Annotated in this window: 28 protein-coding genes; 12 read left to right on the forward strand and 16 right to left on the reverse strand. The window is 64.0% G+C overall.

Going from position 1 to position 24,815, the window contains the following annotated elements; genetic code table 11:
• The first annotated feature begins 35 nt into the window (after window positions 1-35).
• Together ATB98_RS05395 and hydA are read left to right on the forward strand one after the other, a co-directional pair.
• Complete coding sequence (locus ATB98_RS05395; RefSeq protein WP_066870151.1) at window positions 36-1,286, forward strand: Zn-dependent hydrolase; 1,251 nt, start codon at window positions 36-38, stop codon at window positions 1,284-1,286.
• A gap of 79 nt (window positions 1,287-1,365) precedes the next feature.
• A complete protein-coding gene (gene hydA / locus ATB98_RS05400) occupies window positions 1,366-2,820 on the forward strand; it encodes a dihydropyrimidinase (protein WP_066870154.1) in 1,455 nt (484 codons plus the stop codon).
• A gap of 55 nt (window positions 2,821-2,875) precedes the next feature.
• Here the strand turns inward: hydA and ATB98_RS05405 are convergent, their stop codons facing one another.
• Window positions 2,876-3,289, reverse strand: coding sequence for a cupin domain-containing protein (locus ATB98_RS05405; RefSeq protein WP_066870157.1), 414 nt, complete (start codon window positions 3,287-3,289; stop codon window positions 2,876-2,878).
• 121 nt (window positions 3,290-3,410) lie between these two features.
• On the opposite strand from ATB98_RS05405, the gene ATB98_RS05410 reads away from it, so the two are divergent.
• The 7 genes from ATB98_RS05410 (at window position 3,411) to ATB98_RS05440 (ending at window position 12,853) form a co-directional block, all read left to right on the forward strand.
• Window positions 3,411-4,202: an ABC transporter ATP-binding protein gene (locus ATB98_RS05410; protein WP_066870160.1), complete on the forward strand. Its 792-nt coding sequence runs from the start codon at window positions 3,411-3,413 to the stop codon at window positions 4,200-4,202.
• Between the two features lie 394 nt (window positions 4,203-4,596).
• Window positions 4,597-5,034 carry an endonuclease domain-containing protein gene (locus ATB98_RS05415; protein WP_268801774.1) on the forward strand — a complete coding sequence of 146 codons (438 nt, stop codon included), beginning with the start codon at window positions 4,597-4,599 and terminating at the stop codon, window positions 5,032-5,034.
• A complete protein-coding gene (locus ATB98_RS05420; protein ID WP_066870162.1) occupies window positions 5,027-5,911 on the forward strand; it encodes an ABC transporter permease in 885 nt (294 codons plus the stop codon). The genes ATB98_RS05415 and ATB98_RS05420 overlap by 8 nt, the downstream gene beginning before the upstream one ends.
• Entirely contained in the window at window positions 5,908-6,777 is an 870-nt protein-coding gene (locus tag ATB98_RS05425) for an ABC transporter permease (protein WP_066870167.1), read from the forward strand. Before ATB98_RS05420 ends, ATB98_RS05425 begins: the two co-directional genes overlap by 4 nt.
• A 30-nt stretch (window positions 6,778-6,807) precedes the next feature.
• Window positions 6,808-7,800 (forward strand): ABC transporter substrate-binding protein, encoded by a 993-nt coding sequence (locus tag ATB98_RS05430; RefSeq protein WP_066870170.1) that lies wholly within the window; start codon window positions 6,808-6,810, stop codon window positions 7,798-7,800.
• 545 nt (window positions 7,801-8,345) lie between these two features.
• Window positions 8,346-9,533 carry an efflux RND transporter periplasmic adaptor subunit gene (locus ATB98_RS05435; RefSeq protein WP_066870172.1) on the forward strand — a complete coding sequence of 396 codons (1,188 nt, stop codon included), beginning with the start codon at window positions 8,346-8,348 and terminating at the stop codon, window positions 9,531-9,533.
• 14 nt (window positions 9,534-9,547) lie between these two features.
• Window positions 9,548-12,853: an efflux RND transporter permease subunit gene (locus ATB98_RS05440; RefSeq protein WP_066870175.1), complete on the forward strand. Its 3,306-nt coding sequence runs from the start codon at window positions 9,548-9,550 to the stop codon at window positions 12,851-12,853.
• A gap of 126 nt (window positions 12,854-12,979) precedes the next feature.
• Here the strand turns inward: ATB98_RS05440 and ureG are convergent, their stop codons facing one another.
• The 5 genes from ureG to ATB98_RS05465 all read right to left on the reverse strand — a co-directional run bounded on the left by ureG (window position 12,980) and on the right by ATB98_RS05465 (window position 15,783).
• Entirely contained in the window at window positions 12,980-13,591 is a 612-nt protein-coding gene (gene ureG / locus ATB98_RS05445) for an urease accessory protein UreG (RefSeq protein WP_066870179.1), read from the reverse strand.
• A gap of 36 nt (window positions 13,592-13,627) precedes the next feature.
• A complete protein-coding gene (locus ATB98_RS05450) occupies window positions 13,628-14,299 on the reverse strand; it encodes an urease accessory protein UreF (RefSeq protein WP_066870181.1) in 672 nt (223 codons plus the stop codon).
• On the reverse strand, window positions 14,292-14,768 hold the full coding sequence (gene ureE, locus ATB98_RS05455; RefSeq protein WP_066870185.1) for an urease accessory protein UreE: 477 nt from the start codon (window positions 14,766-14,768) through the stop codon (window positions 14,292-14,294). The genes ATB98_RS05450 and ureE overlap by 8 nt, the downstream gene beginning before the upstream one ends.
• A gap of 2 nt (window positions 14,769-14,770) precedes the next feature.
• The gene (locus tag ATB98_RS05460; protein ID WP_066870188.1) at window positions 14,771-15,067 is read right to left on the reverse strand and encodes a putative quinol monooxygenase; all 297 of its coding nucleotides are present in this window, start codon (window positions 15,065-15,067) and stop codon (window positions 14,771-14,773) included.
• Between the two features lie 176 nt (window positions 15,068-15,243).
• Window positions 15,244-15,783 carry a peroxiredoxin gene (locus tag ATB98_RS05465; protein WP_066870191.1) on the reverse strand — a complete coding sequence of 180 codons (540 nt, stop codon included), beginning with the start codon at window positions 15,781-15,783 and terminating at the stop codon, window positions 15,244-15,246.
• Window positions 15,784-15,934: 151 nt separating this feature from the next.
• Here ATB98_RS05465 and ATB98_RS28755 point away from each other — a divergent pair, with 151 nt between their 5' ends.
• Window positions 15,935-16,246 carry a hypothetical protein gene (locus ATB98_RS28755; RefSeq protein WP_153435429.1) on the forward strand — a complete coding sequence of 104 codons (312 nt, stop codon included), beginning with the start codon at window positions 15,935-15,937 and terminating at the stop codon, window positions 16,244-16,246.
• The gene (imm45, locus tag ATB98_RS30525) at window positions 16,167-16,367 is read left to right on the forward strand and encodes an Imm45 family immunity protein (protein ID WP_407695283.1); all 201 of its coding nucleotides are present in this window, start codon (window positions 16,167-16,169) and stop codon (window positions 16,365-16,367) included. Before ATB98_RS28755 ends, imm45 begins: the two co-directional genes overlap by 80 nt.
• Before the next feature lie 83 nt (window positions 16,368-16,450).
• On the opposite strand, the gene ureC is transcribed toward imm45, so the two are convergent.
• The 8 genes from ureC to ATB98_RS05510 all read right to left on the reverse strand — a co-directional run bounded on the left by ureC (window position 16,451) and on the right by ATB98_RS05510 (window position 22,205).
• Window positions 16,451-18,163: an urease subunit alpha gene (ureC, locus tag ATB98_RS05475; RefSeq protein ID WP_066870194.1), complete on the reverse strand. Its 1,713-nt coding sequence runs from the start codon at window positions 18,161-18,163 to the stop codon at window positions 16,451-16,453.
• A 4-nt stretch (window positions 18,164-18,167) separates the two neighbouring features.
• Complete coding sequence (locus ATB98_RS05480) at window positions 18,168-18,818, reverse strand: Urease operon accessory protein (RefSeq protein ID WP_066870197.1); 651 nt, start codon at window positions 18,816-18,818, stop codon at window positions 18,168-18,170.
• A 3-nt stretch (window positions 18,819-18,821) separates the two neighbouring features.
• Window positions 18,822-19,244: a lysozyme inhibitor LprI family protein gene (locus ATB98_RS05485; RefSeq protein ID WP_066870199.1), complete on the reverse strand. Its 423-nt coding sequence runs from the start codon at window positions 19,242-19,244 to the stop codon at window positions 18,822-18,824.
• The gene (locus ATB98_RS05490; RefSeq protein ID WP_066870202.1) at window positions 19,241-19,546 is read right to left on the reverse strand and encodes an urease subunit beta; all 306 of its coding nucleotides are present in this window, start codon (window positions 19,544-19,546) and stop codon (window positions 19,241-19,243) included. The genes ATB98_RS05485 and ATB98_RS05490 overlap by 4 nt, the downstream gene beginning before the upstream one ends.
• Window positions 19,547-19,557: 11 nt before the next feature.
• The gene (locus ATB98_RS05495; RefSeq protein WP_066870205.1) at window positions 19,558-19,812 is read right to left on the reverse strand and encodes a DUF1272 domain-containing protein; all 255 of its coding nucleotides are present in this window, start codon (window positions 19,810-19,812) and stop codon (window positions 19,558-19,560) included.
• 10 nt (window positions 19,813-19,822) lie between these two features.
• A complete protein-coding gene (locus ATB98_RS05500; protein ID WP_012066611.1) occupies window positions 19,823-20,125 on the reverse strand; it encodes an urease subunit gamma in 303 nt (100 codons plus the stop codon).
• Window positions 20,126-20,154: 29 nt separating this feature from the next.
• Window positions 20,155-20,988, reverse strand: a complete 834-nt coding sequence (locus ATB98_RS05505; RefSeq protein ID WP_066870264.1) for an urease accessory protein UreD — start codon at window positions 20,986-20,988, stop codon at window positions 20,155-20,157.
• 218 nt (window positions 20,989-21,206) lie between these two features.
• Window positions 21,207-22,205 carry an alpha/beta fold hydrolase gene (locus tag ATB98_RS05510; RefSeq protein ID WP_066870208.1) on the reverse strand — a complete coding sequence of 333 codons (999 nt, stop codon included), beginning with the start codon at window positions 22,203-22,205 and terminating at the stop codon, window positions 21,207-21,209.
• A 190-nt stretch (window positions 22,206-22,395) separates the two neighbouring features.
• Between ATB98_RS05510 and ATB98_RS05515 the strand changes: the two genes are divergently transcribed.
• On the forward strand, window positions 22,396-22,848 hold the full coding sequence (locus ATB98_RS05515) for a MarR family winged helix-turn-helix transcriptional regulator (RefSeq protein WP_066870211.1): 453 nt from the start codon (window positions 22,396-22,398) through the stop codon (window positions 22,846-22,848).
• A 378-nt stretch (window positions 22,849-23,226) separates the two neighbouring features.
• Here ATB98_RS05515 and ATB98_RS05520 read toward each other — a convergent pair whose 3' ends face one another.
• Together ATB98_RS05520 and ATB98_RS05525 are read right to left on the reverse strand one after the other, a co-directional pair.
• On the reverse strand, window positions 23,227-24,345 hold the full coding sequence (locus tag ATB98_RS05520) for a branched-chain amino acid ABC transporter substrate-binding protein (protein WP_066870214.1): 1,119 nt from the start codon (window positions 24,343-24,345) through the stop codon (window positions 23,227-23,229).
• A 116-nt stretch (window positions 24,346-24,461) separates the two neighbouring features.
• Window positions 24,462-24,806 carry a DUF6867 family protein gene (locus ATB98_RS05525; protein ID WP_066870217.1) on the reverse strand — a complete coding sequence of 115 codons (345 nt, stop codon included), beginning with the start codon at window positions 24,804-24,806 and terminating at the stop codon, window positions 24,462-24,464.
• Between the last annotated feature and the right edge of the window lie 9 nt (window positions 24,807-24,815).

Below are 24,815 nucleotides of genomic sequence, written 5' to 3' on the forward strand. Positions count from 1 at the left end.
CGGAGCGGGTCTAGCCGGAAAAAGAGGAGAACGCCATGGCAGCACCTGGCGAAAATAGGCGCGTCAATGCCGACCGCCTGTGGGATTCCCTGATGGAAATGGCGAAGATCGGCCCGGGAGTCGCCGGCGGCAATAACCGCCAGACGCTCACGGACGCGGACGGCGAAGGCCGCCGGCTTTTCCAGTCCTGGTGCGAAAAGGCCGGGCTCAGCATGGGCGTCGACAAGATGGGCACCATGTTCATGACCCGCCCCGGCACCGACCCGGACGCCCTTCCCGTCCATATCGGCTCCCATCTCGATACCCAGCCGACCGGCGGCAAGTATGACGGCGTGCTCGGGGTGTTGAGCGGCCTCGAAGTCGTGCGCACTCTGAACGACCTCGGCATCAGGACGAAGCACCCGATCGTCGTCACCAACTGGACCAACGAGGAAGGCGCGCGCTTCGCGCCGGCGATGCTCGCCTCCGGCGTCTTTGCCGGCATCCACACGCTCGACTACGCCTATGCCCGCAAGGACCCGGAAGGAAAGGCCTTCGGCGACGAGTTGAAGCGCATCGGCTGGGTCGGCGACGAGGAGGTCGGCGCCCGCAAGATGCACGCCTATTTCGAATACCACATCGAACAGGGACCCATCCTCGAGGCGGAAAACAAGCAAATCGGCGTCGTCACCCACTGTCAGGGCCTGTGGTGGCTGGAGTTCACGCTGACCGGCAAGGAGGCGCATACCGGCTCGACGCCGATGAACATGCGCGTCAATGCCGGTCTTGCCATGGCGCGCATCCTCGAAATGGTCCAGACCGTCGCGATGGAAAACCAGCCGGGCGCCGTCGGCGGCGTCGGCCAGATGTTCTTCTCGCCGAACTCGCGCAACGTGCTGCCGGGCAAGGTCGTCTTCACCGTCGACATCCGCTCGCCCGACCGGGAGAAGCTCGACGCCATGCGCGCGCGGATCGAGGCGGAAGCGCCGAAGATTTGTGAGCCGCTCGGCGTCGGCTGCTCGATCGAGGCGGTCGGCCACTTCGATCCCGTGACCTTCGATCCGAAGCTCGTCTCGACTGTTCGCGGCGCCGCCGAGAAGCTCGGCTACAGCCACATGGACCTCGTCTCGGGCGCCGGCCACGATGCCTGCTGGGCCGCAAAGGTCGCCCCGACGACGATGATCATGTGCCCCTGTGTCGACGGGCTCAGCCATAACGAGGCGGAGGATATCTCCAAGGACTGGGCCGCGGCCGGCGCCGACGTGCTCTTCCACGCCGTGCTCGAAACGGCAGAAGTCGTCGAATGAGATCGGCGGGCGGAACGACAGGGTTCCGCCCTTCTTCTCGGCGGCGCGGCCGCCGAACGACCATCCAGAGGAACAAGAAATGAGCACTGTCATCAAGGGTGGAACCATCGTTACTGCCGACCTGACCTACAAGGCCGACATCAAGGTCGAAGGCGGCAAGATCGTTGAGATCGGCCCCAATCTCTCTGGCGACGAAACGCTCGACGCCGCCGGCTGCTACGTCATGCCGGGCGGCATCGATCCGCACACCCATCTCGAAATGCCCTTCATGGGCACCTATTCCTCGGACGATTTCGAGAGCGGCACGCGCGCCGCCCTTGCCGGCGGCACGACCATGGTCGTCGATTTCGCCCTCCCCTCGCCCGGCCAGTCGCTCTTGGAAGCGCTGACCATGTGGGACAACAAGTCGACCCGCGCCAATTGCGACTATTCCTTCCACATGGCGATCACCTGGTGGAGCGAGCAGGTCTTCAACGAGATGGAGACGATCGTCAAGGACAAGGGCATCAACACCTTCAAGCACTTCATGGCCTATAAGGGCGCGCTGATGGTGGATGACGACGAGATGTTCTCCTCGTTCCAGCGCTGCGCCGGCCTCGGCGCCCTGCCGCTCGTCCACGCCGAAAACGGCGATGTGGTGGCGCAGCTCCAGGCGAAGCTGCTTGCGGAAGGCAATAACGGCCCGGAGGCGCACGCCTATTCGCGGCCCCCCGAGGTCGAGGGCGAGGCCGCCAACCGCGCGATCATGATCGCCGACATGGCCGGCTGTCCCGTCTATATCGTCCACACCTCCTGCGAGCAGGCGCACGAGGCGATCCGCCGCGCCCGCGCCAAGGGCATGCGCGTTTTCGGCGAGCCGCTGATCCAGCACCTGACCCTCGATGAGAGCGAATATTTCAACAAGGACTGGGACCATGCGGCGCGCCGGGTGATGTCGCCGCCCTTCCGCAACAAGCTGCACCAGGACAGCCTCTGGGCGGGGCTTGCCTCCGGCTCGCTGCAGGTGGTCGCGACAGACCACTGCGCCTTCACCACCGAGCAGAAGCGCTTCGGCGTCGGCGACTTCACCAAGATCCCGAACGGCACCGGCGGCCTCGAGGACCGCATGCCGATGCTTTGGACCCATGGCGTCAATACCGGCCGCATCACCATGAACGAGTTCGTCGCGGTCACCTCCACCAACATCGCCAAGATCCTCAACATCTATCCGAAGAAGGGGGCGATCCTGGTCGGCGCCGATGCCGACCTCGTCGTCTGGGACCCGAAGCGGTCGAAGACGATCTCGGCGAAGAACCAGCAATCGGCGATCGACTACAACGTCTTCGAGGGCAAGATCGTCACCGGCCTGCCGCGCTTCACGCTGACCCGCGGCGTCGTTTCGATCGAGGAGGGAACGGTCAAGACCAGGGAAGGCCACGGCGAATTCGTCCGGCGCGATCCCTTCCCGGCGGTCAGTACCGCGCTGACGACCTGGAAGGAAGTGACCGCGCCGCGCGCCGTGCAGCGCACCGGCATTCCGGCAAGCGGCGTCTGACGGATTTCAGATGCCGCATCGGTCGGAGCCAATGCATGAAAGGGCCAGCGGGCGGCTAGGCGGGCACCAGCCCGTCGAGCTCCGGCAACAAGACGACGCTCTCCTGCTCCTTCGGATCTGTCCGCGCAATGACGGCCGTGCAGGGGCTGTCCGAGAGGTTCGCCGGCATATGCGGCACGCCGGCGGGGATATAGAGCATGTCCCCGGCTTTGGTGATCACATGCTCTTCCAGCCGCTCGCCGAACCAGGTATGCGCCTCACCGGCAAGGACGTAGATCGCCGTTTCGTGGCTCTCATGGAGATGCGGCCTGGCGCGGGCGCCGGGCGGCATGGTGAGGAGATGCATGCAGATGCCGGTGGAGCCGACGGTCTCCGCCGCGATGCCTTCGAAATAGTTGAGCCCCTGCTTGCCGGCATAGGCATGGCCCGGGCGCACCACGCGACAGCCAGGATTGGGTGATCGAGACATGAGCGTCCTCCAGAATTCGCTGAAAAACCCGCAACAGGCACCGTCGGCGGCAAATCCGCGATTGCATGTTGCGGGTCCGGATAGCAGTCTGACACAGACAAGCCACAATGAGAATCCGCCCATGACATCCAATCCCGCCTCCGTGGTTTCGGCTAGAAACCTCGGCCTGACGTTCGAGACCAGCGACGGACCGGTCAATGCGCTGACCGGCGTGAACCTCGACGTGGACAAAGGCGACTTCGTCTCCTTCATCGGTCCCTCCGGCTGTGGCAAGACGACATTCCTGCGCATCATCGCCGACCTGGAAAAGCCGACCGCCGGCACCATCGCCGTCAACGGCATGACGCCGGAGGAGGCCCGCCGCCGCCGCGCCTATGGCTACGTGTTCCAGGCCGCAGCCCTTTATCCCTGGCGCACGATCGAGAAGAACATCGCCCTGCCGCTCGAGATCATGGGCTATTCGCGGGAGGAACAGAAGGCGCGGATCGAACGGACGCTGGAGCTCGTCAACCTCTCGGGCTTCGGCAAGAAATATCCCTGGCAGCTTTCCGGCGGCATGCAGCAGCGGGCCTCGATCGCCCGCGCGCTCGCCTTCGACGCCGATCTCCTGCTGATGGACGAGCCCTTCGGCGCGCTCGACGAGATCGTGCGCGATCATCTGAACGAGCAGCTCCTGAAGCTCTGGGCGCGCACTGACAAGACAATCTGTTTCGTCACGCATTCGATCCCGGAGGCGGTCTATCTCTCGACCAAGATCATCGTCATGAGCCCCCGCCCCGGCCGCGTCACCGACGTCATCGAATCGACGCTGCCGAAGGAGCGGCCGCTCGGCATCCGCGAGACGCCGGAGTTTCTCGAGATCGCCCACCGGGTGCGCGAGGGGCTGAGGGCGGGGCATAGCTATGATGAATAGCTGTTGGCCTGATTTAGCCGCTCCGCGATCGCAGCGGCGAAAAACCCCTCCCCAACCCCTCCCCACAAGGGGGAGGGACTTGGTCGTGCATGCCGCTCGGTTGAGTTCCAAAAGCTCTTCCACACGTCGGAAGGCCACTGGCCGGCCGCTTGCCGTGCATGGCTCTTCTCCTTCTGACGACCGAATCGCGTCACACAGCCCATCCTCGGAATGGAAGCGGGTGGGATTCAGCAAGGGCGGTGACGCGCGGTTTTCCCTCCCCCTTGTGGGGAGGGTGGCAAGCGAAGCGAGCCGGGAGGGGTCTTTGCTGCATCCAGAAGCAGTTCCGAATAGCACGGGTGTCATTGTCGCCGACGGTGCGGCAAGGGCCTCCCTCCCCCTTGTGGGGAGGGTGGTGAGCGCAGCGAACCGGGAGGGGTCTTTGGCACACTCGAACATCGATCCCAAAACCAGGCAACGCGCCAGGAAGCTCCGAACGGAAATGACCAAAGCCGAAGCGGCGATGTGGAACATGCTCCGCGACCTACGGCCATTGGGCGCCCGTTTCCGCAGAGAAACCCCCGTCGGCCCTTATATCGCGGACTTCGCTTGGCTTTCTGCCCGCCTCATCGTCGAAGTCGACGGCGACAGTCACGAGACAGACGCTGGCAGACGTCACGATATTCGGCGCGACCAATTCCTGAAAGCACAAGGCTTCACCGTCCTGCGCTTCGATAATTCCCAGGTACTCGACGGACCGGACTATGTGTTCCTGACCGTTCGCAAATACGCCAGCCGTCACCTCGAGGCGGAGCGCTCGGCGGTTCGGTCAGGCGGAGGCGCCGATGCATAAGCAAAGCTTGCTGCGCGACAAACTCCTTCCGATCTGCACCGTCGTCGCGTTTCTGATCGCCGTCTGGTACGTCGCGGCGGTCTTCCTCAACGCACCCTTCGAGCGCGACACGGCCGCCCGTGCCGGCACCGAGATCGCCTTCTCCGACCTCGTCCGCAATACGATGGCGCAGGAGCGGCCGGTGCTGCCGGCGCCCCACCAGGTCGTTGCCGAGATATGGGATACGACCGCCAACAAGGCGATCACGTCGAAGCGCAGCCTCGTCTACCACGCCTGGATCACGCTCTCGGCCACCCTGCTCGGCTTCGGCATCGGCGCGGCGCTCGGGATCCTTCTCGCGGTCGGGATCGTCCACAATCGCGCGATGGACCGCTCGCTGATGCCGTGGGTGATCGCCAGCCAGACGATACCGATCCTGGCGATCGCGCCGATGATCATCGTCGTCCTGAACGCGATCGGCATTGCCGGGCTCTTACCGAAGGCGCTGATCTCCACCTATCTGTCGTTCTTCCCGGTGGTGGTCGGCATGGTCAAGGGCTTACGCAGCCCGGAAGCGATCCAGCTCGACCTGATGCACACCTACAATGCCTCGCAGGCCCAGACCTTCTGGAAGCTGCGCTGGCCCTCCTCCATGCCCTATCTCTTTACCTCGCTCAAAGTCGCCGTCGCGATTTCGCTCGTCGGCGCCATTGTCGGCGAATTGCCGACGGGGGCCGTTGCCGGCCTCGGCGCCCGCCTGCTCGCCGGCTCCTATTACGGCCAGACGGTGCAGATCTGGGCGGCGCTGTTCATGGCCGCGGCGCTCGCCGCCGTCCTCGTCATGATCGTCGGGGCCGCGCACACCGCCGTCCTGAAACGCATGGGAGCCAAGCCATGAACCTTCCCGCTCTTGCCGCGGCCATCCTCTTCTGGCTCCTGGCCTGGGCCGTAAACGAATGGCTGGTGCGCCAGCGTTTCGCGAGCCATGCCGCCAACAATGCGGCGCGCTTCGCCGTGCCGCTGATCTTCGGCGTCACCGTGCTCGTGCTTTGGGAGGGTATCGTCCGTGGCTTCGGCATCCCGTCCGTGCTGCTGCCCGCCCCATCGATGATCTGGCAGCGCCTCGTCCATTCGCTGCCGACGCTCGGCGCCGATTTCCAGCAGACCTTCCTCAAATCCGTTCTGACCGGCTATGCGCTCGGCTGCGGCCTCGGCTTCCTCGTGGCGATCCTCATCGACCGCTCCCCCTTCCTGCAGAAGGGCCTGCTGCCGCTCGGCAACTTCGTCTCGGCGCTCCCCGTCATCGGCGTCGCCCCGATCATGGTGATGTGGTTCGGCTTTGACTGGCAGTCGAAGGTGGCGGTCGTCGTCATCATGACCTTCTTCCCGATGCTGGTGAACACGGTTTCGGGGCTTGCCGCCGCCAGCCACATGGAGCGCGACCTGATGCGCACCTACGCCGCATCCTGGTGGCAGACGCTCACCCGGCTGCGCCTGCCAGCCGCCTGGCCTTTCATTTTCAACGCACTCAAGATTAACTCCACGCTGGCGCTGATCGGCGCCATCGTCGCCGAGTTTTTCGGAACGCCCATTGTCGGCATGGGCTTCCGGATCTCCACGGAAGTGGGCCGCATGAATGTCGACATGGTCTGGGCCGAAATCGCCGTTGCGGCGGTGGCTGGCTCCGCCTTCTACGGGTTGGTCGCGCTTGCCGAGCGGGCCGTCACCTTCTGGCATCCGTCCATCCGCAGTGGCCGGGGCTGATAAACAAAGCAATGATAAGAGGGAACTGAAATGAACAAGAAACTTGCATCTCTCCTGGCAGCGGGCGTCTTCTCGCTTGCGGCCTTTTCCGCCAATGCCGCCGACAAGGTCACGCTGCAGTTGAAATGGGTGACCCAGGCCCAGTTCGCCGGCTACTACGTCGCCAAGGACAAGGGCTTCTACGAGGAAGAGGGCCTCGACGTCGAGATCAAGCCGGGCGGCCCTGACATCGCCCCGGCACAGGTGATCGCCGGCGGCGGCGCCGACGTCATCGTCGACTGGATGCCCTCCGCGCTTGCCACCCGCGAAAAGGGCGTGCCGCTCGTCAACATCGCCCAGCCCTTCAAGAAGTCGGGCATGATGCTGACCTGTCTCAAGGAATCCGGCGTGAAAACCCCGGAGGACTTCAGGGGCAAGACGCTCGGCGTCTGGTTCTTCGGCAACGAGTATCCCTTCCTTTCTTGGATGTCGCACCTGAAGATTCCGACGGACGGCGGGCCGAACGGCGTGACCGTCCTGAAACAGGGCTTCAACGTCGATCCGCTGCTGCAGAAGCAGGCCGCCTGCATTTCCACCATGACCTACAATGAATACTGGCAGGTCATCGACGCCGGCATCAAGCCTGAGGATCTCGTCACCTTCAAATACGAAGACCAGGGTGTGGCGACGCTCGAGGACGGACTCTATGTCCTCCAGGACAAGCTCACGGACTCGGCCTTCAAGGACAAGATGGTGAAATTCGTCCGCGCTTCGATGAAGGGCTGGAAATATGCCGAGGAGAATCCGGACGAGGCGGCGGATATCGTGCTTGAGAACGACTCCACCGGCGCCCAGACGGAAAAGCACCAGAAGCGCATGATGGGTGAGATCGCCAAGCTGACCGCCGGCTCCAATGGCGCGCTCGACGAGGCGGACTACAAGCGCACGGTCCAGTCGCTGCTCGCCGGCGGCTCCGACCCGGTCATCTCCAAGGAACCGGAAGGCGCCTGGACGCACGAGATCACGGACGCGGCGCTGAAATAACGGCGGAGCCGACGAAGATCAGGAGCGCGCGGCCGGCGCCGCGCGCTTTTTCGAATGCGGCTCATAAGGTCGACCTCGGGCAGGAAGGCGCACGGATGCAGAACCCGCCCGACGCCAGTCCGCGTGGCGGGGACGAGAAATTGCCCGCTGTTTTCTTCCGCCCGCCGAAGTTGTTAAGACTGCATTCAGGTTGTATCGATCTTGCACTTGAGGAGGCGGCGGGCTAGAAATAATGAGGCACCATCGCTTCGCCGCCCTTGTAAGCATTTGCTCCGACGATTACATAGGCCGGAACGTTTTGATCGGAAGGCAAGCGCATGGAGGAACGCATGTTTCTTCGGCATTGCTCTTCGGGGAATTTTCTTCCCGCCCGGTGGCCTCGGTCTGAAACCGCTGCATCGGGCAGAATTTCGGGCTTGTGGAGCGTGACGTCCCCGCAGGGAAGCGGATGTGACGGCGTGCGAGTGGAATAGCGTGGTTGCAGCCGGATCGTTTCCTTTTGAGGCGGCGATCGGCCTGATTGCTTCAGTTTCAGGAAATTGCCTATGGCTCAGAAACTCTTGTCCCTTTTCGGCGCCTGCGCGGCGATGATCTTGACCGCCCTTACGAGCGTCTCCGCAGAGGAAACGCCTGAGCCCCAGCAGAAACAGGCCTTGCCCTCCATCGTCGTGACCGAGGCGAGCGAACGCCCGATCACCGATCGCGTCATCGCCACCGGTTCGATCGAGGCGGTCGAGGAGACCTATGTCGCGCCGCTGGTCGACGGTCTTTCCATCCGCTCGCTCAATGTCGATGTCGGCGACCGGGTCGAGGCGGGCAGCACCCTGGTCGTCCTCAATGACGACGCGCTGCTCCTGCAGAAGAGCCAGCTCGAAGCCAATCTCGCCAGGGCGGAAGCCTCGCTTGCGCAATTCAACGCCCAGCGCGCCGAAGCCAAGGCAAATTCCGACGAGGCGGCCCGCGTCGCCGATCGGGCCGCACGGCTTTCGGAAAACGGCACGGTCTCCACCGCCGAGGCCGATCGCCTGAAGGCGCTCGCTGCGGCGGCCCGCGCCCGCCTCCGTTCGGCCGAACAGTCGGTCAGCGTGGCCACCGCCGACATCAAGGTCGTGCAGACGCAGATCGACGAAGTCGACCTGCGTCTGGCGCGCACGGCGGTGAAAGCGCCGGTGAGCGGCGTGATCTCCGCCAAGAACGCCAAGGTCGGCGCGATCGCCAGCCTCAATGGCGAGCCGCTCTTCGCGATCATCCGCGACGGCGCGATCGAGATGAAGGCCGATGTCGCGGAAGCCGATATCATCAAGCTTGCGGTCGGGCAGCCCGCCACCGTCAGACTCGCCGGCAGCACGACGACCATCGAAGGCAAGATCCGGCTGATCGCGCCGACGGTCGACCCGCAGACGCGGCTTGGCACCGTGCACATCAGCCTGAACGACACGACCAAAGCCCGCGCCGGCATGTATGCGAGCGCGGTGATCACGGCGCAAGAGAAGCAGGCGATCGTTTTGCCGCAAACGGCGGTTACATCGGAATACGGCAAGTCCATCGTCCGCAAGGTGGAAAGCGGCACGGTGCACCTGGTGCCGGTCGAGACCGGCATCCAGGACGGACAATTCGTCGAGATCCTCTCCGGCGTCGAGCCGGGCGAACAGGTGGTGGCGAAGGCCGGCGCCTATGTGCGCGACGGCGACCGCATCAACCCGGTCAAGTCGGCCGAGCCGGCAACCAACTGACGGGAACAGAGACCATGAACTTCTCCGCCTGGTCTATCCGCAATCCGGTCGCGCCGATCCTGGCGTTCTTCGTGCTGGTCGTGCTCGGCTGGCAGTCGTTCAACGCGCTGCCGATCACCCGCTTCCCGAACATCGACGTCCCGATCGTTCAGATCAGCATCGCGCAGAGCGGCGCAGCGCCGGCCGAACTCGAGACCCAGGTCACCAAGGAGATCGAGGATGCGGTCGCCGGCATCTCCGGCGTCGACCACATCGAGTCGACGATCACCGATGGCAGCTCTACCACCGCCGTCATCTTCCGCATGGAAGTGCCGACGACCCAGGCCGTCCAGGACGTCAAGGATGCGATCGACCGCATCCGCGGCGATCTTCCGACCTCGATCGAGGAGCCGATCGTTGCCAAGGTCGACGTCGAGGGCCAGGCGATCCAGACCTTTTCCGTCTCCTCGCCCGGCATGACGCTCGAGGAGCTCTCCTGGTTCGTCGACGACACGATCAAGCGCGCCATCCAGGGCCAGAACGGCATCGGCCGCGTCGACCGCTATGGTGGCTCCGATCGCGAGGTCCGCATCGAACTCGACGAAGACCGCCTGAACGCCTACGGCGTCACCGCTGCCGACGTGAACGGCCAGCTTCGCCGGATGAACATCGATCTCGGTTCCGGCCGCGGTCAGGTCGGCGGCAGCGAACAGGCGATCCGCATGCTCGGCGACACCCGCGACGTGGCGGCACTCGCCGACACGATGATCGCGCTGCCGAACGGCAAATTCGTCCGCCTGTCGAAACTCGGCAAGGTCATCGACACCTATGAGGAGCCGAGGTCGTTCTCGCGCTTCAACGGCCATCCGGGCGTCACCTTCGCCGTCTTCCGCGCCAAGGGTGCGAGCGAGGTCAGCGTCGCCGAAACGGTTGCTAAGACGCTCGATGAAGTCCGCGCCAAGAATCCGGACGTCACCATCGAGATGGTCGACGATTCGGTCTACTTCACCTATGGCAATTACGAGGCCGCCATACACACGCTGATCGAAGGCGCGCTGCTCGCCGTCGTCGTGGTGATGCTGTTCCTGCGCAACTGGCGCGCAACGCTGATCTCGGCCGTCGCGCTGCCGCTCTCGGCCATCCCGACCTTCTGGGTGATGGAACTGCTCGGCTTCTCGCTGAACCTCGTCAGCTTCCTGGCAATGACGCTCGCGACCGGTATCCTCGTCGACGACGCGATCGTCGAAATCGAGAATATCGAACGCCATATCCGCATGGGCAAGTCGCCCTACAAGGCGGCGATCGAGGCGGCGGACGAGATCGGCCTCGCCGTCATCGCCACCACCTTCACCATCATCGCCGTCTTCGTGCCCGTCTCCTTCATGCCGGGCATTCCGGGCCAGTACTTCATCCAGTTCGGCCTGACGGTCGCCGTCTCCGTCTTCTTCTCGCTGCTGGTCGCCCGCCTTTTCACGCCGGTGATGGCCGCCTATCTGATGAAGCCGACGGATGTCGGCGGCGGTCACCATGGTGACGACGACAGCGCTATCATGAAGCTCTATACGGGCCTCATCGCCGTGACGACCCGCTGGCGCTACACGACGCTTTTGGCCGCCATCGGCTGCCTGGCGGTGTCGCTCTACTTCCTCTTCCAGGTTCCGGGCAGCTTCCTGCCGCCGGAAGACAATTCCCGCGTCAGCCTGTCGATCGAACTGCCGCCGGATGCGATGCTTGCCGATACCGACCGGACGACGAGTGAAATCTACAACCGCATCAAGGACATCGAGGGCGTCGAAAACGTCTTCGTGCTCGGCGGCGCTTCGCCGAAGGGCGACCTCGAGTTGCGGCGCGCTGCAATCACGGTGCTTCTCAAGAAGCTCGACCACTCGCTCGTCAACAAAATCGTCAACGATGTCATCGGCCGCACGCCGCTCATCGGCGAGTATCTGCCGAAACTGCCCCCGGCCGGCCGCATCAAGCCGCAGTCGGAGATCGAAAAGGAGATCTACGCCCGGCTGCGGGAAATCCCGGATGTCCGCGTCACCAAGCTCAACGATCGCGGCGAGCGCGACCTCTCGTTCAACCTGCTCTCCAACAACGAGGCGGATCTCGACAAGGCGGTCGCCATTCTCGAATCGAAGCTGCGCCGGGATCCGCTGCTTGCCAATGTGAGCCCCGACGGGGCGCTGCCGCGGCCGGAACTGCAGGTCCGGCCGCGCGACGAACAGATGTCGCGCCTCGGCATCACGCCCGCGCAGATCTCCGAGGTCATCCGCGTCGCCACCATCGGCGATATCGATGCACAGCTTGCCAAAATTGCGCTCGACGGGCGCCTGATCCCGATCCGGGTCCAGCTCGATCGCGATTTCCGCACCGATCTGGCCGCGATCCGCAACCTCAAGGTCCAGACGGCATCCGGCGCCACCGTTCCGCTCTCGAGCGTCGCCGACATCAACTATTCGGAAGGGCCGAGTTCGATCAAGCGCTACGATCGCTACCGCGTCGTCAAGCTTGGCGCCGACCTGCCGGCCGGCGTCGCACTCGACACCGCCTCGGCCCGCTTCAAGCAGATCGCCGCCGAAGCGAAGCTGCCGGCGACCGTCGAGTTCCGCGAGAGCGGCGATGCCGAGATCCAGGCGGAGATGCAGCAGAGCTTCGGCAATGCCATGCTTCTCGGCCTGATGATGGTGCTGGTGGTGCTCATCCTTTTGTTCAAGGACGTGATCCAGCCCTTCACCATCCTGTTCTCGCTGCCGCTGGCAATCGGCGGCGTGGCCGCGGCCCTGATCCTCACCCAGAACGCCCTCTCGATGCCCGTCTTGATCGGCATCCTGATGCTGATGGGCATCGTCACCAAGAACGCGATCCTGCTCGTCGACTTCGGCATCGAGATGATGCATCACGGCATGGACCGCACGCTGGCGATGATCGAGGCCGGCCGCAAGCGTGCCCGACCGATCGTCATGACGTCGATCGCCATGTCCGCCGGCATGCTGCCTTCGGCGCTCGGCGTCGGCGAAGGCGGCTCGTTCCGGGCGCCGATGGCGATCGCGGTCATCGGCGGCATCATCGTCTCGACGGTCCTGAGCCTCGTCGTCGTTCCGTCCTTCTTCCTGATCATGGACGACCTGTCGCGGCTGCTCGCCTGGATCTTCAGGCGCTTCGTCGGCAAGAAGGAGGAAGAGGACCTGCCGCTCGACCGCGAAGCGCTCACCAGGCTCGCCGCGAAACAGGGCAGCACGATCGAGAGCCTCGAGGACCGCATCAAGGCGCTGGAGAACCAGGAGCGCGGCAAATCCGACCGAAAGGTCGTCAACCATCCGGCGCTCGCCGCCGAGTAGACACCGCAGAATGATGGCTCCGGGTCCGCGCCCCAAAAGCGCGGGCCCTTTCTCAAACTTGTTTGAGCCGGGCCGCGTGATCGAGATCCGCGACCGGCGGGCGCTGGAGCGGTTCTGAAGGCAGGTTCAGAGCCCGCCATTCACCGTCAGGAACTCGACGATCCGGTCGACGCCGTCGCCGCGCTTCATGTCGGAGAAGACGAAGGGTCTTTCGGCGCGCATCCGCGCCGCATCGCGTTCCATCACCTCGAGATCGGCGCCCACATGCGGAGCCAGATCCTTCTTGTTGATGACCAGCAGGTCGGATTTGGTGATGCCCGGCCCGCCCTTGCGCGGGATCTCCTCGCCCTGGCAGACCGAGATCACATAGATCGTCAGGTCCGCGAGATCCGGCGAGAAGGTCGCGGCGAGATTGTCGCCGCCAGACTCGATGAAGACCACGTCGAGGTCGGGGATGCGGCGGTTGAGGTCGGCGATCGCCTGGAGATTGATCGACGCGTCCTCGCGGATCGCCGTGTGCGGGCAGCCGCCGGTCTCGACGCCGACGATCCGTTCCGAAGGCAGCGCCTGCATGCGCACCAGCGCTTCAGCGTCTTCCTTCGTGTAGATGTCGTTGGTGACGACGGCGACGGAATATTTCTCCCGCATCGCCTTGCACAGCTTGTCGGTCAGCGCCGTCTTGCCGGACCCGACCGGACCGCCGATACCGACGCGAAGGGGACCGTTTTTCGAAGGCATATCGTCCGTCCTTTCAAAAGCCAGCGCCCGCGTCCGCTAGGAACGGAACAGGCGCGAATGCAGCGTTTCATGTCTCAGCGAAGCAATATCGGCCATGATCGCCGCCGAGCCAAGATCGTCGAGCGAGCCGCGCGCCGCGCAGGCCGCCACGGCCGATATCGTCTCCTCCAGGCCCGCAAGCACCCCGACACCGTCGCGCTGGCCGGTGACGCCGCAGCGGATGGCGACCGACACCGCATTCGATGCGGTCGCGTTGAGATAGGCCGCGAGCGCCGGCTCGAGGCCCGTTCGGTGTGCGCCGGCGACGGCGCCGACCGCCACCGGATAGGCGGCCGCACCTCCAAGCGCCTCGAGCTCCGGCTGCGGCCAGTGGCGGGCGGCAGCGAGAAAGGCCTCGCCAAGGAGCATGGTTTCCAGGTGGCGCTCACGCGAGCCAGCCAGCGCCTCTGCCAGGTCACCAACCACCTGCAGTGCCGGCGGATCGTCGTGACTGCGGTAGCTTTCTGCCAGAAGCAGCGCATCGTTCCATGCCGTTCCGCAGCGCAGCAGCGTCTCCAGCCATAGCTGCAAATCGCCGGCATTCCTCACCAGGCCGTCCTGCACCGCCTGCTCCAGACCGCCGGAATAGGAAAAGGAGCCCACGGGAAAGGCCGGCGACAGCCAGGTGACGAGGCGCAGCAGCGCCCGCGTATCGGCATGCTCAGCCATAATGGTGGTGGTCACCGTGGCCATGGTGGTGGCCGCCGCCATGGTAGGCGCCGCGGAGCGGATGGAAGGGCTCGGTCACTTCGGTGACGGTCGCGCCCAATCCTTCCAGCATCGTCCGGATGACCGGATCGCGAGCGATCAGGATCCGCCCCTCCTCGACCGCTGCCGGCAGATGCCGGTTGCCGAGATGCCAGGCAAGCTCGACGAGGTGCAGCGCGCTTCGCGGGCGGACGTCGTAGAGCGCTTCCTTCGCCGCCTTCACCTCGATGTAGCCGCCGCCCTCGAGTACCAGCAGATCGCCATCGGCGAGCATCACCGGCTCCTTGAGATCGAGCATCACCACGTCGTCGTTTTCGAGGTGCAGCAGCTTGCGGCGCAGATGCCGCTGGTCATGCGTCAGGCTCACGCGGTGGAGCGGCGCCTTGTCGGCGGGGCCGGGCGAAAGGATTTCTGTCGAACGATAGGGCACGTTCAGAGCACCTCGATCTTTTCCGGATGCACGACCTCGATGCGGGCCTCCGACAGAAGGTCCGCCATCGCCGTCTGAAAGGCTTTCAGATGCGGCTCGGCGAAATGCGCATCCACCGCCGCCCTGTCCTTCCAGGTCTCGACGAAAACCAGCATGTCGGGATCGTCGGGCTTGCGGTAGAGATCATAGCTGATGCAGCCCGCCTCCCGGCGCGTCGCCTCGATCAGCGGCCCGGCGAGCGCCACGACCTCGTCGCCCTTGCCCGCATGCGCCTTCAGATGTGCGATAACGTAAACCATTGAGACTCGCTATTCCCCGGAAGCAGAGGAAAACGGTGCGCAATTTTCCGCCCGCATCCTGCCTTTCGTCACTCTAGCAAGAAAAAGCCCCGGCGCCAGCAAGAAGGCGAAAATCCCTATGATTTTCAGGAGCCTGCTTGTGGCAACCGAGGCCTGTCAGTCTCGAATGAAGAGGATCAGGCCGCGAGCTTCTGCGACTTCAACGCCGCGAGAATGTTCTGCGGCGAGGAAATGCCGTAGGGGTCGCTGTCGCAATTGTCGGAGTAGCCTTCCTCTTCGAACCACTGTTCGACGACGCCGTTGTTGACGACGGCGGCATAGCGCCAGGAGCGCATGCCGAAGCCGAGATTGTCCTTGGCGACGAGCATGCCCATCTTGCGGGTGAACTCGCCCGAACCGTCCGGAATGAGCTTGACGTTTTCGAGGCTCTGCGACTTGCCCCAGGCATTCATCACGAAGGCGTCGTTGACCGAGATGCAGTAGATCTCGTTGATGCCGAGCGCACGGAACTCGGGCGCGAGCTTCTCGAAATCCGGGAGCTGGTAGGTCGAGCAGGTCGGGGTGAAGGCGCCCGGCAGCGAAAACAGCACGACGCGCTTGCCGGCGAAATAGTCGTCCGAGGTAACGTCCTGCCAGCGAAAAGGATTGGAGCCGCCGACGGACTCGTCGCGGACGCGGGTGCGGAAGGTTACAGCGGGAACTTTTCTGCCGAGCATCATCATCTCCTTCGACTGGGCAGCCGGCCGTCAAGTCTTGGGAGGAACGACAGCCGGCGAAAGGGAAGGCCTCTTCTACCGAAGATTCCGCTGCAGTGCAGCATCAAAGCCCGATTCAGTGGGTGGCGCATGGCAGCCTTGCGATGAACGCATGGCTGCCACCTGCGGCGATCCGGTCCGGAAGAAGAAGCGGAAATTCAGGGAACCTCCGCTCGACTTTTGTGGTCCTTCTTATACGGGTGGCGACAGGTACGAGAAACCATCAGGTCCTATGCAAAAGCTTATCGATATAGAGGAGTCTCAAATTTGGCGTGGCGCAATCTTCCGCGTCAAAGGCTCTTACCCTTACGAAGAAACCGTGGACTTCATGGTCGTCGAGACAACTGACAAAGAACGTCCTTTGGGTATTATGGTGGCCACAGGGTTATTCAGCGGGACACACCTTCGTTCATCTTCCGCCTGAAGCCTTTGTCTTAAGAACCGCGTCCATCTCTGTCGCCTGGCTAAAGGTCAACTGGTCAACATGGGTCTATCCGGATTGTCCGGTCGAAGACGTTCTCTTCATGGAACGCTATGTGCTCTGAAGCAGCCAGCAAACATCCGACGCCCACCAACTTTTGAAGCGGTGCTGGATGAGCACGGACAGCGCACCTAATGCGAGCACGTCTCAGAACAGGAAATACCGCTGCGCCATCGGCAGCACCGTTGCCGGCTCGCAGGTGAGCAGCTCGCCGTCGGCGCGGACCTCATAGGTCTCAGGATCGACCTCGATCACCGGCGTCAGGCTGTTGTGGATCATCGAGGCCTTGCCGATGCCGCCGCGGGTGTTCTGGACGGCGACGAGTTCCTTGGCAACGCCGAGCCTTCCCGCCAGCCCTGCATCGAGCGACGCCTGCGAGACGAAGGTCACGGAGGAATTGGTCAGGCTCTTTCCATAGGCGCCGAACATCGGCCGGTAGTGCACAGGCTGGGGCGTCGGGATGGAGGCGTTCGGATCGCCCATGGGGGCAGCGGCGATCGAGCCGCCGAGGAGCACCATGTCCGGCTTCACGCCGAAAAAGGCCGGATTCCAGATGACGAGATCGGCGCGCTTGCCGACCTCGAGCGACCCGATCTCATGGCTGAGGCCGTGGGCGATCGCCGGATTGATCGTGTATTTGGCGATGTAGCGCTTGACGCGGAAATTGTCGTTGTCGCCCGTTTCCTCCTTCATCCGCCCGCGCTGGCGCTTCATCTTGTCGGCGGTCTGCCAGGTGCGGATCGCCACCTCGCCGACCCGGCCCATCGCCTGGCTGTCCGAGGAGATGATCGAGAAGGCGCCGATGTCGTGGAGGATGTCCTCGGCGGCGATCGTCTCCTTGCGGATGCGGCTTTCGGCGAAGGCGATGTCTTCCGGAATCGAGGGCGACAGGTGGTGGCAGACCATCAGCATGTCGAGATGCTCGGCCAGCGTGTTCAACGTATAGGGCCGGGTCGGGTTGGTCGACGACGGGATGACGTTCGGTTGGCCGCAGATCTTGATGATGTCCGGCGCGTGGCCGCCGCCCGCCCCTTCCGTGTGGAAGGCGTGGATCGTCCGGCCCTTGATCGCGGCGATCGTATCCTCGACAAAGCCGCTCTCGTTCAGGGTATCCGTGTGGATCATCACCTGCACGTCGTATTCGTCGGCGACCGACAGGCAGCAGTCGATCGCTCCCGGCGTCGTGCCCCAGTCCTCGTGCAGCTTGAGCGAGGTGGCGCCGCCGAGCACCATTTCCACGAGCGCGCCCGGCAAGGAGGCATTGCCCTTGCCGGCGAAGGCGAGGTTCATCGGGAACGCGTCCGCCGCCTCGATCATCCGGGCGATGTGCCAGGGCCCCGGCGTGCAGGTGGTGGCGAGCGTGCCGTGCGCCGGCCCGGTACCGCCGCCGAGCATGCAGGTGAGGCCGCTCATCAGCGCTTCCTCGATCTGCTGCGGGCAGATGAAATGGATATGGCTGTCCATGCCGCCGGCGGTGACGATCTTGCCCTCGCCGGCGATCACCTCCGTGCCCGGGCCGACGATGATGCTGACGCCCGGCTGCGTGTCCGGGTTGCCGGCCTTGCCGATCGCGGCGATGCGCCCGTCCTTGAGGCCGATGTCGGCCTTGACGATGCCCCAATGATCGACGATCAGCGCGTTGGTGATGACGCTATCGACCGCGCCGGCCGCGCGCGTCACCTGGCTCTGACCCATGCCGTCGCGAATGACCTTGCCGCCGCCGAACTTCACCTCCTCGCCATAGGTCGTGAAATCCTGCTCGACCTCGATGAAGAGTTCCGTGTCGGCGAGCCGCACCTTGTCGCCCGCTGTCGGACCGAACATGTTGGCATAGGCGGCGCGCGACATTTTATAGGACATGGGTTCAGGCTCCTTGGGGCAAGTCTGACGGATGGGATTGATGAAGGCGGCTGAGCCGCCCCGCGGCCGCGAGCGCGTCGACATAGCGGCGCTCGGCGGCGAAGGGGTGCCATTCCCAGCCGCTGTGGCCGAAGCCGGCTAGCACGACCTCGTCGCCGGCCGAGGCGACGCGGGCGAGCACATCGGCGACGACCACGAGGCCGCTCGACGGCGCGACATAGGGCGACGGCTCGAAACGGGCGAGATCGCGTTCCAGCGCTTCATGTGTCTCGGCCGGGATGACGCGGTGCTTACGGCCGGTTGCCCGCGCGAAGCTGTCGAAGCCGGCGGTGTAGTCGTCACAGAGATCGTCGAGGTCCGGATGCGTCGCCGCGAGCGCCGCGCGCATCGCCGCGAACTTGGCGCCGGAGCGCACGCTCCATATCTCGCGGGCCTGCCGGACGGGCGCCGACGTCTTCCAGCGGCCGCCGCCGAGCATCGCCAGCGCCGGGCGGCCGGTGTTGCAGACGGCGACGATATCGGTCCTCGCCCCGCCCCTGCCGGCCGAGCGGCAATCGTTGAACCGGATCACCAGGTCCGCGGCATCGATCCTTGCGGCAGCGCCCTCCGGCACCTCGCCATTGCCTACGATCATGATGACGCGGCGGTTTCTCAACGGTCAGTTCTCCGCGGATTCCACGAGCTGTTTCAGTTCGCTCGTACGCTTGCGCGTCAGCTCTGCGAGACAGCCGGAAACCAGCATGGGCTCCATCGAGCCGCCGCGCGCCTCGAAGCCGGCGAGTTCGCACTGGCCGTCGCGATAGCCGATCCAGGCCCGCTGCGCCTTCTTCAAGGCCTCGACGGCCCCGGCATAGGCCTTGTCGATGCCGCCCAGTTCCTTGTCGGTTTCCTGCATCGCGGCCATTGCCTGCTTGTAGGCCTTGTTCAGTTCGGCGTCGGCCGCGCGGTAGTCACGATCGGCGCAGATGTTCAAATCCATCTGCGCCACGGCGTTCCGGCAGTCCACCTGCGGCTCTTCCTGGGCATGCGCCGAAGTCGCCGAAATCAAGAGCAGGCAGATTACGGGGGCGACCGCCCTCATAGCTTGCCCATCACCTGCTGACGGAAACCGTATACCTCGCGCTTGCCCGAAAGCGGGATGAGCGTCACCTGCCGGGTCTGCCCCGGCTCGAAGCGAACGGCCGTGCCGGCCGGAATGTCGAGCCGCTTGCCGCGCGCGGCATCCCGGTCGAAGACGAGGCCGGGATTGGTTTCCGCGAAATGGTAGTGGCTGCCGACCTGCACCGGCCGGTCGCCGGAGTTGGAGACCTCGATGGTCACGGTCTCGAGCCCGGCATTGAGCTCGATCTCGCCCGCGGCTGCGATGATTTCCCCTGGAATCATGATCGTTCCCCTTATGCCGCTTGCTCTGGTGCGCAGCCTTGCGGCTTCAGGACGCGCTCCGTCAATGCCGGATATTTCTTCAGCATTGCGGCCGGACGCACCGGACGGCGGACCAGTTCGCCGCCGCAATTCGGGCAGATCCCGCCGAGCTTCGCCTCGGCGCAATCGGCACAGAACGTACATTCGAACGTGCAGATCATCGCCTCGCGGCTTTCCGGCGGCAGGTCGCGGTCGCAGCATTCGCAGTTCGGGCGCAAGCTCAGCATCGCGCGGCTCCTAGCGGATGGGCTCGTGGACGGTGACGAGCTTCGTTCCGTCCGGGAACGTCGCCTCGATCTGGATGTCGTGGATCATCTCGGCGATCCCCTCCATCACCTGGTCGCGGGTGAGCACATGCGCGCCCGCCTCCATCAGTTCGGCGACGGAACGGCCGTCCCGCGCGCCCTCGACGACGAAGTCCGTGATGAGGGCGATCGCCTCGGGATGATTGAGTTTCACGCCCCGCTCCAACCGCCGGCGCGCGACCATCGCCGCCATGGAAATCAACAGCTTGTCCTTTTCACGCGGTGTCAGATTCATGCGGGCGCGCCATCCAGTTCGATTGCGGATCAGAGAGTCCAGACTTTCGGCACAGAAGCGTCCTTACGCAAGTGCGAAATCATGGGAAGAAGGATTTTTCTGAGCGCGAAGCCGTCGGCGGCCGCGACGCGGGCGACGATCTTGTCGCGGCCGCCGACCCGGTTATGGCTGACGCCCGATTGCGCCCGTCCATCGAGTAAGCCCCGCAGTTTCGTAAGCATGGCCTCGCAATCCCGTGCGACGTAGAGAAGCGTCGCGAAAGCGGCTGCGCCATCGAGCACGGCGCGCCGCGCGGCGAGGTCGGCGACGTCGTTGCCGAGGGCGAGGTTCTCCGCATGGATCGGCCTGCCGCCGCTCGAAATCCGCCAGCGATCTCGGAAGAGGCCCGTGTGAACCACTTCGCCCATGGCCTTCCGGCCGAGCAGCACGGCTTCGACCGCGAGGAAGGATGCATCATCGGCGAGCTCGACCTCGAGCGAGCGCGTCAGCGAGGCGCGATCGAAAAGGATCGTTTCCTGCGGCAGCCAGTCGACGCGGGCGCGGGCCGCGACCGAAATGCGCGTGTCGATATCGGCCGTGCCGGAACTTGCCTTGTAGATCTTTTCGCAGGCCTGCGTCGTCAGCGTCAGGCTCGTCCCCTCGCCGGCCTCGAAGGCCCAGTTCAGCCGGTCGCCACCCGTGACCCCGCCGGACGAGTTGATGAGCACCGCTTCCATCGACGCATCGAACGTCTTCGGCAGGCGGATCTTGGCGCAGCCCTCCTGGTAGAGTTCGGCGACGCGCATGCGGCCGCCCTGAGACTTGGCAGCGAGCCGCCCCTTTCCCCACGCCCTTTGCGGGGCGATGATCGCTCTGTCTTCCATGAAAGGCCGTCGGATTCTCTGCCGGCGCTGCCGCGCGACCGGCATTCGGTCATTCGATGCGGGCCATCGTCGGCAACCGGGAAGCCAAAGTCAAGCCATTGCTTTCGCAAGCGGAATCCGGGATGGAGATACGCCGGGCCCGCTGCGCTGGTCACCCGCAACAGAAGGGGCGCCGACATCGCGGCGCCCTCATCGCGGCCACCGGCCGCACTTGCGGCTCAGGAGCGTGCAAACTCCAGCAGATCCTTGTTCAACTGCTCCTTGTGCGTGTCGGTGATGCCGTGCGGGGCGCCCGGATAGACCTTCAACTCCGCATGCGGGATGAGCTTCTTCGAGGCGCGCGCCGCTTGATCGATCGGCACGATCTGGTCGTCGTCGCCATGGATGATGAGCGTCGGGACGTCGAACTTCTTCAGATCCTCGGTGAAGTCCGTCTGCGAGAAGGCGACGATCGAGTCATAGGTGTTCTTGTGGCCGGCCGTCATGCCCTGCAGCCAGAAACTGTCGATCATGCCCTGGGAGGGCTTCGCGCCGGGGCGATTGAAGCCGAAGAACGGACCCGAGGCGATGTCCCTGTAAAGCTGCGAGCGATCGGCGAGGCTTGCGGCCTGCAGACCGTCGAACACCTCCTTCGGCAGGCCGCCAGGATTTTTCTCGGTCTTGACCATCAGCGGCGGCACGGCGGCAATCAATCCCGCCTTGGCGACGCGGCCGGTGCCGTGGCGGCCGATATAGCGGGCGACTTCACCGCCGCCGGTGGAGAAGCCGGCGAGGAAAATGCCCTTCAGGTCCAATTGCTCGATCAGTTCGGCAAGATCGTCGGCATAGTGATCCATGTCGTTGCCGTCCCAGGGCTGGCTCGAGCGGCCGTGACCGCGGCGATCATGTGTGACGACGCGGAATCCGTTGCTGGCGAGATGGAAGGCTTGCGCTTCCCAGCTATCGGACGAAAGCGGCCAGCCATGGCTGAGGATGACCACCGGCCCGTCCTTCGGACCCCAGTCCTTGTAGTAGATTTCGACACCGTCGCGCGTGGTGATCCGGCTGCCGGCGGCCGCTGCCGCCGCGGCGGCGGGAGATGCCGCGCCGGCGCTCGCCGCCGCGGCCGGGCCGGCCGCGGAGAACGCCGCGGCAGCGCCGGCAGCACCGAGTGCACCGGCCAGCATCTCTCTCCTCGAGAGATCATTCACAACAGTCCGTGCTTGAACCTCAGTCATCGAAGTGCTCCTTTCCAGGATGAGCGTTGCGGCTTTTTCTATCTTTCCGATTAAATCGCACGCGATATATATAAGCACGGTGGCGATTAAATCGTGCACGATATTTATCTTTGTAGTTTTCGCCTGTCAATACCTTGCGACTATATCGCGAACGATTTATTTTCCACTTTCGGCAATCGGGGTGAAGGCAATGGCAAAAGTGGTCCCTCCCTCATCAGAGGATCTCATGCAGCTCGACAATTTCCTGTGCTTTGCGATCTATTCCGCAAACCACGCCTTCACGCGGGTCTACAAGCCGCTCCTTGACGAGTTGGACCTCACCTATCCGCAATATCTTGTCATGGTGGTGCTGTGGGAGAAAGACGACCAGACCGTCGGGAGCCTCGGCGAGAAGCTCTTCCTGGAATCGAGCACGCTCACCCCCATGCTGAAACGCCTCGAGGCCATGGGCTATGTCGCCAGGGTCCGCGACAAGGTGGACGAGCGGCAAGTGCGCGTGCGCCTGACCGAGACCGGCCGCGCCTTGAAGGAAAAAGCACGCGGCGTCCCGCTCGGCATCGCCGACGCGACTGGCATGGAGCCGGCGGAGATCGTGCGGCTCAAACAGGAGATAGCGGCGCTCCGCGCGTCATTGCTACGGTAGAGCGGGATGCGCTCACATGCGTTCGCGCCACCGCTCTATCCTGTTTGTTTTTGCCGCGTGCGACGTCACGTGATTCCCTGACTGCAAAATGCTCCAGCCGGCGTTGGATCCCCGATTTACGGAGACAGACATTCAGCAACCCAACATTTGCGCGTCGGAGAAGACGCGGGCGCTGTAGGTTGATCGAGCGCGGCCCCGTTCTGAGCGCGGCGCGCTGCAACCTCCTCTACGCTTGCAATCCAGTGGAGAGATACCGCCTGCAGTCGCGGGGCGTCCTGCCGCGGAGTTCCGCCATGCGGCTCGCATCCGCGACCGTCCATACGCAAAAGACCCGGCGTCTTCACGCCGGGTCCCGAAATTCGCTCCTACGGAACGAGACTATTCGTTCTGGAAGTAGGTGTACTTGCCGTCATCACCCTTCTTCCAGGTGTACATGACGTAGTCCGGGCGGGTGATGTCGCCCTTTTCATCATAGCCGAGTTCGCCGATTGCGGTCTTCCACGGGCCCTTGGCTTTGATGGCTTCGGCAACAGCCTGCGGGTCGTTGCCGCCGGCGGCCTTGGCGGCTTCCGCGATCACCTGGAGGGCTGCATAGGCGTAAAGCGTGTAGGCTTCCGGTTCGAAGCCGGCGGCGCGGAACTTCTCGACGAGTTCCTTCGAAGCCGGGTTCTTGCGCGGATCCGGCGCGAAGGTCATCAGCGTGCCGTCGACGGCGTCGCCAGCGATCGAAGCCAGCTCGTTCGAAACGATGCCGTCGCCCGACATGAAGGTTGCCTTCAAGCCCTGGTCCTTCATCTGGCGCATGATCAGGCCCGCTTCGGTGTGCAGGCCGCCGTAGTAGACGACCGATACGCCGGCTTCCTTCATCTTGGCGATCAGCGCCGAGAAGTCCTTGTCGCCGATATTGATGCCTTCGTAGAGGGCTTCGGTCAGGCCGGCTTCGCCCATCGCCTTCTTGGTTTCGTCGGCAAGGCCCTGGCCATAGGGCGTCTTGTCATGAACGACGGCGATCTTGGCGTCCTTGTAGTTGGCCGCGAGGAAAGCGCCGGCGACGGCGCCCTGCTGGTCGTCACGGCCGCAGGTGCGGAACGTGTTCCACAGGCCGCGCTCGGTGAACTGCGGGTTGGTCGCGGCCGGGGTGATCTGCAGGATGCCGTTTTCGGCATAGACTTCCGAGGCCGGGATCGACACGCCGGAGTTGAAGTGACCGACCACGAACTTCACACCGTCGGCAACGAACTTGTTGGCGACCGAAATGCCCTGCTTGGCGTCGGAAACGTCGTCGCCGAGCACGATCTTGACCTGTTCCCCATTGATGCCGCCTGCAGCGTTGATGTCCGCAGCCGCCTGCTCCGCACCTTTCTGGAGCTGGGCGCCGAACGCGGCATTCGGACCCGTCAGCGGGCCACCGACGCCGACCAGGAGATCAGCCCATGCGGTGCCGCTGAAGGCGACCATTGCTGTCAGCGCCACAGCCGACAGAAGAGACTTTTTCATCTTGTTACTCCCAAATATTTCGAGCGGGTCTCGTTTCATAAGCCTGCGCAATGCCCACCATAATTGCGCCGGTGTTCGTTCGCACCGGCCGCACCCGACCGGCACGCGCTGTTCCCTTATTTGGCCTTCCAGGAGAAAGGTGAGGTCTTCTCGTAGAGCCAGTAATAGTTATTCGCCATCTGCCTGGTCCGGTAATACCGGTAACCAAGGGTAGCAAACAACAAAAGTACGATCGTGTCCACGATATAGTACTGCAGGCTGAGCATCGTGCCGCCGAAAAGTGCGTGGTGCACGAAGCGGATACCAAGTCCCAGGAGGGCGACGTAGAGGAGCAGCCGCGGAAGCTCTCCCCAGCTCTCCGCGACGCTCTTGCCCGTCCGCCATGCGGTCCAGCCCCCGAGGACGCAGGTGATGAACAGAAACTGGCCGATGGAGGCTTCTTCGTAGAGAATTCCCTGCATGTCACATAA

The sequence above is a fragment of the Sinorhizobium saheli genome, assembly GCF_001651875.1.
In the GTDB taxonomy this organism is placed as follows: domain Bacteria; phylum Pseudomonadota; class Alphaproteobacteria; order Rhizobiales; family Rhizobiaceae; genus Sinorhizobium; species Sinorhizobium saheli.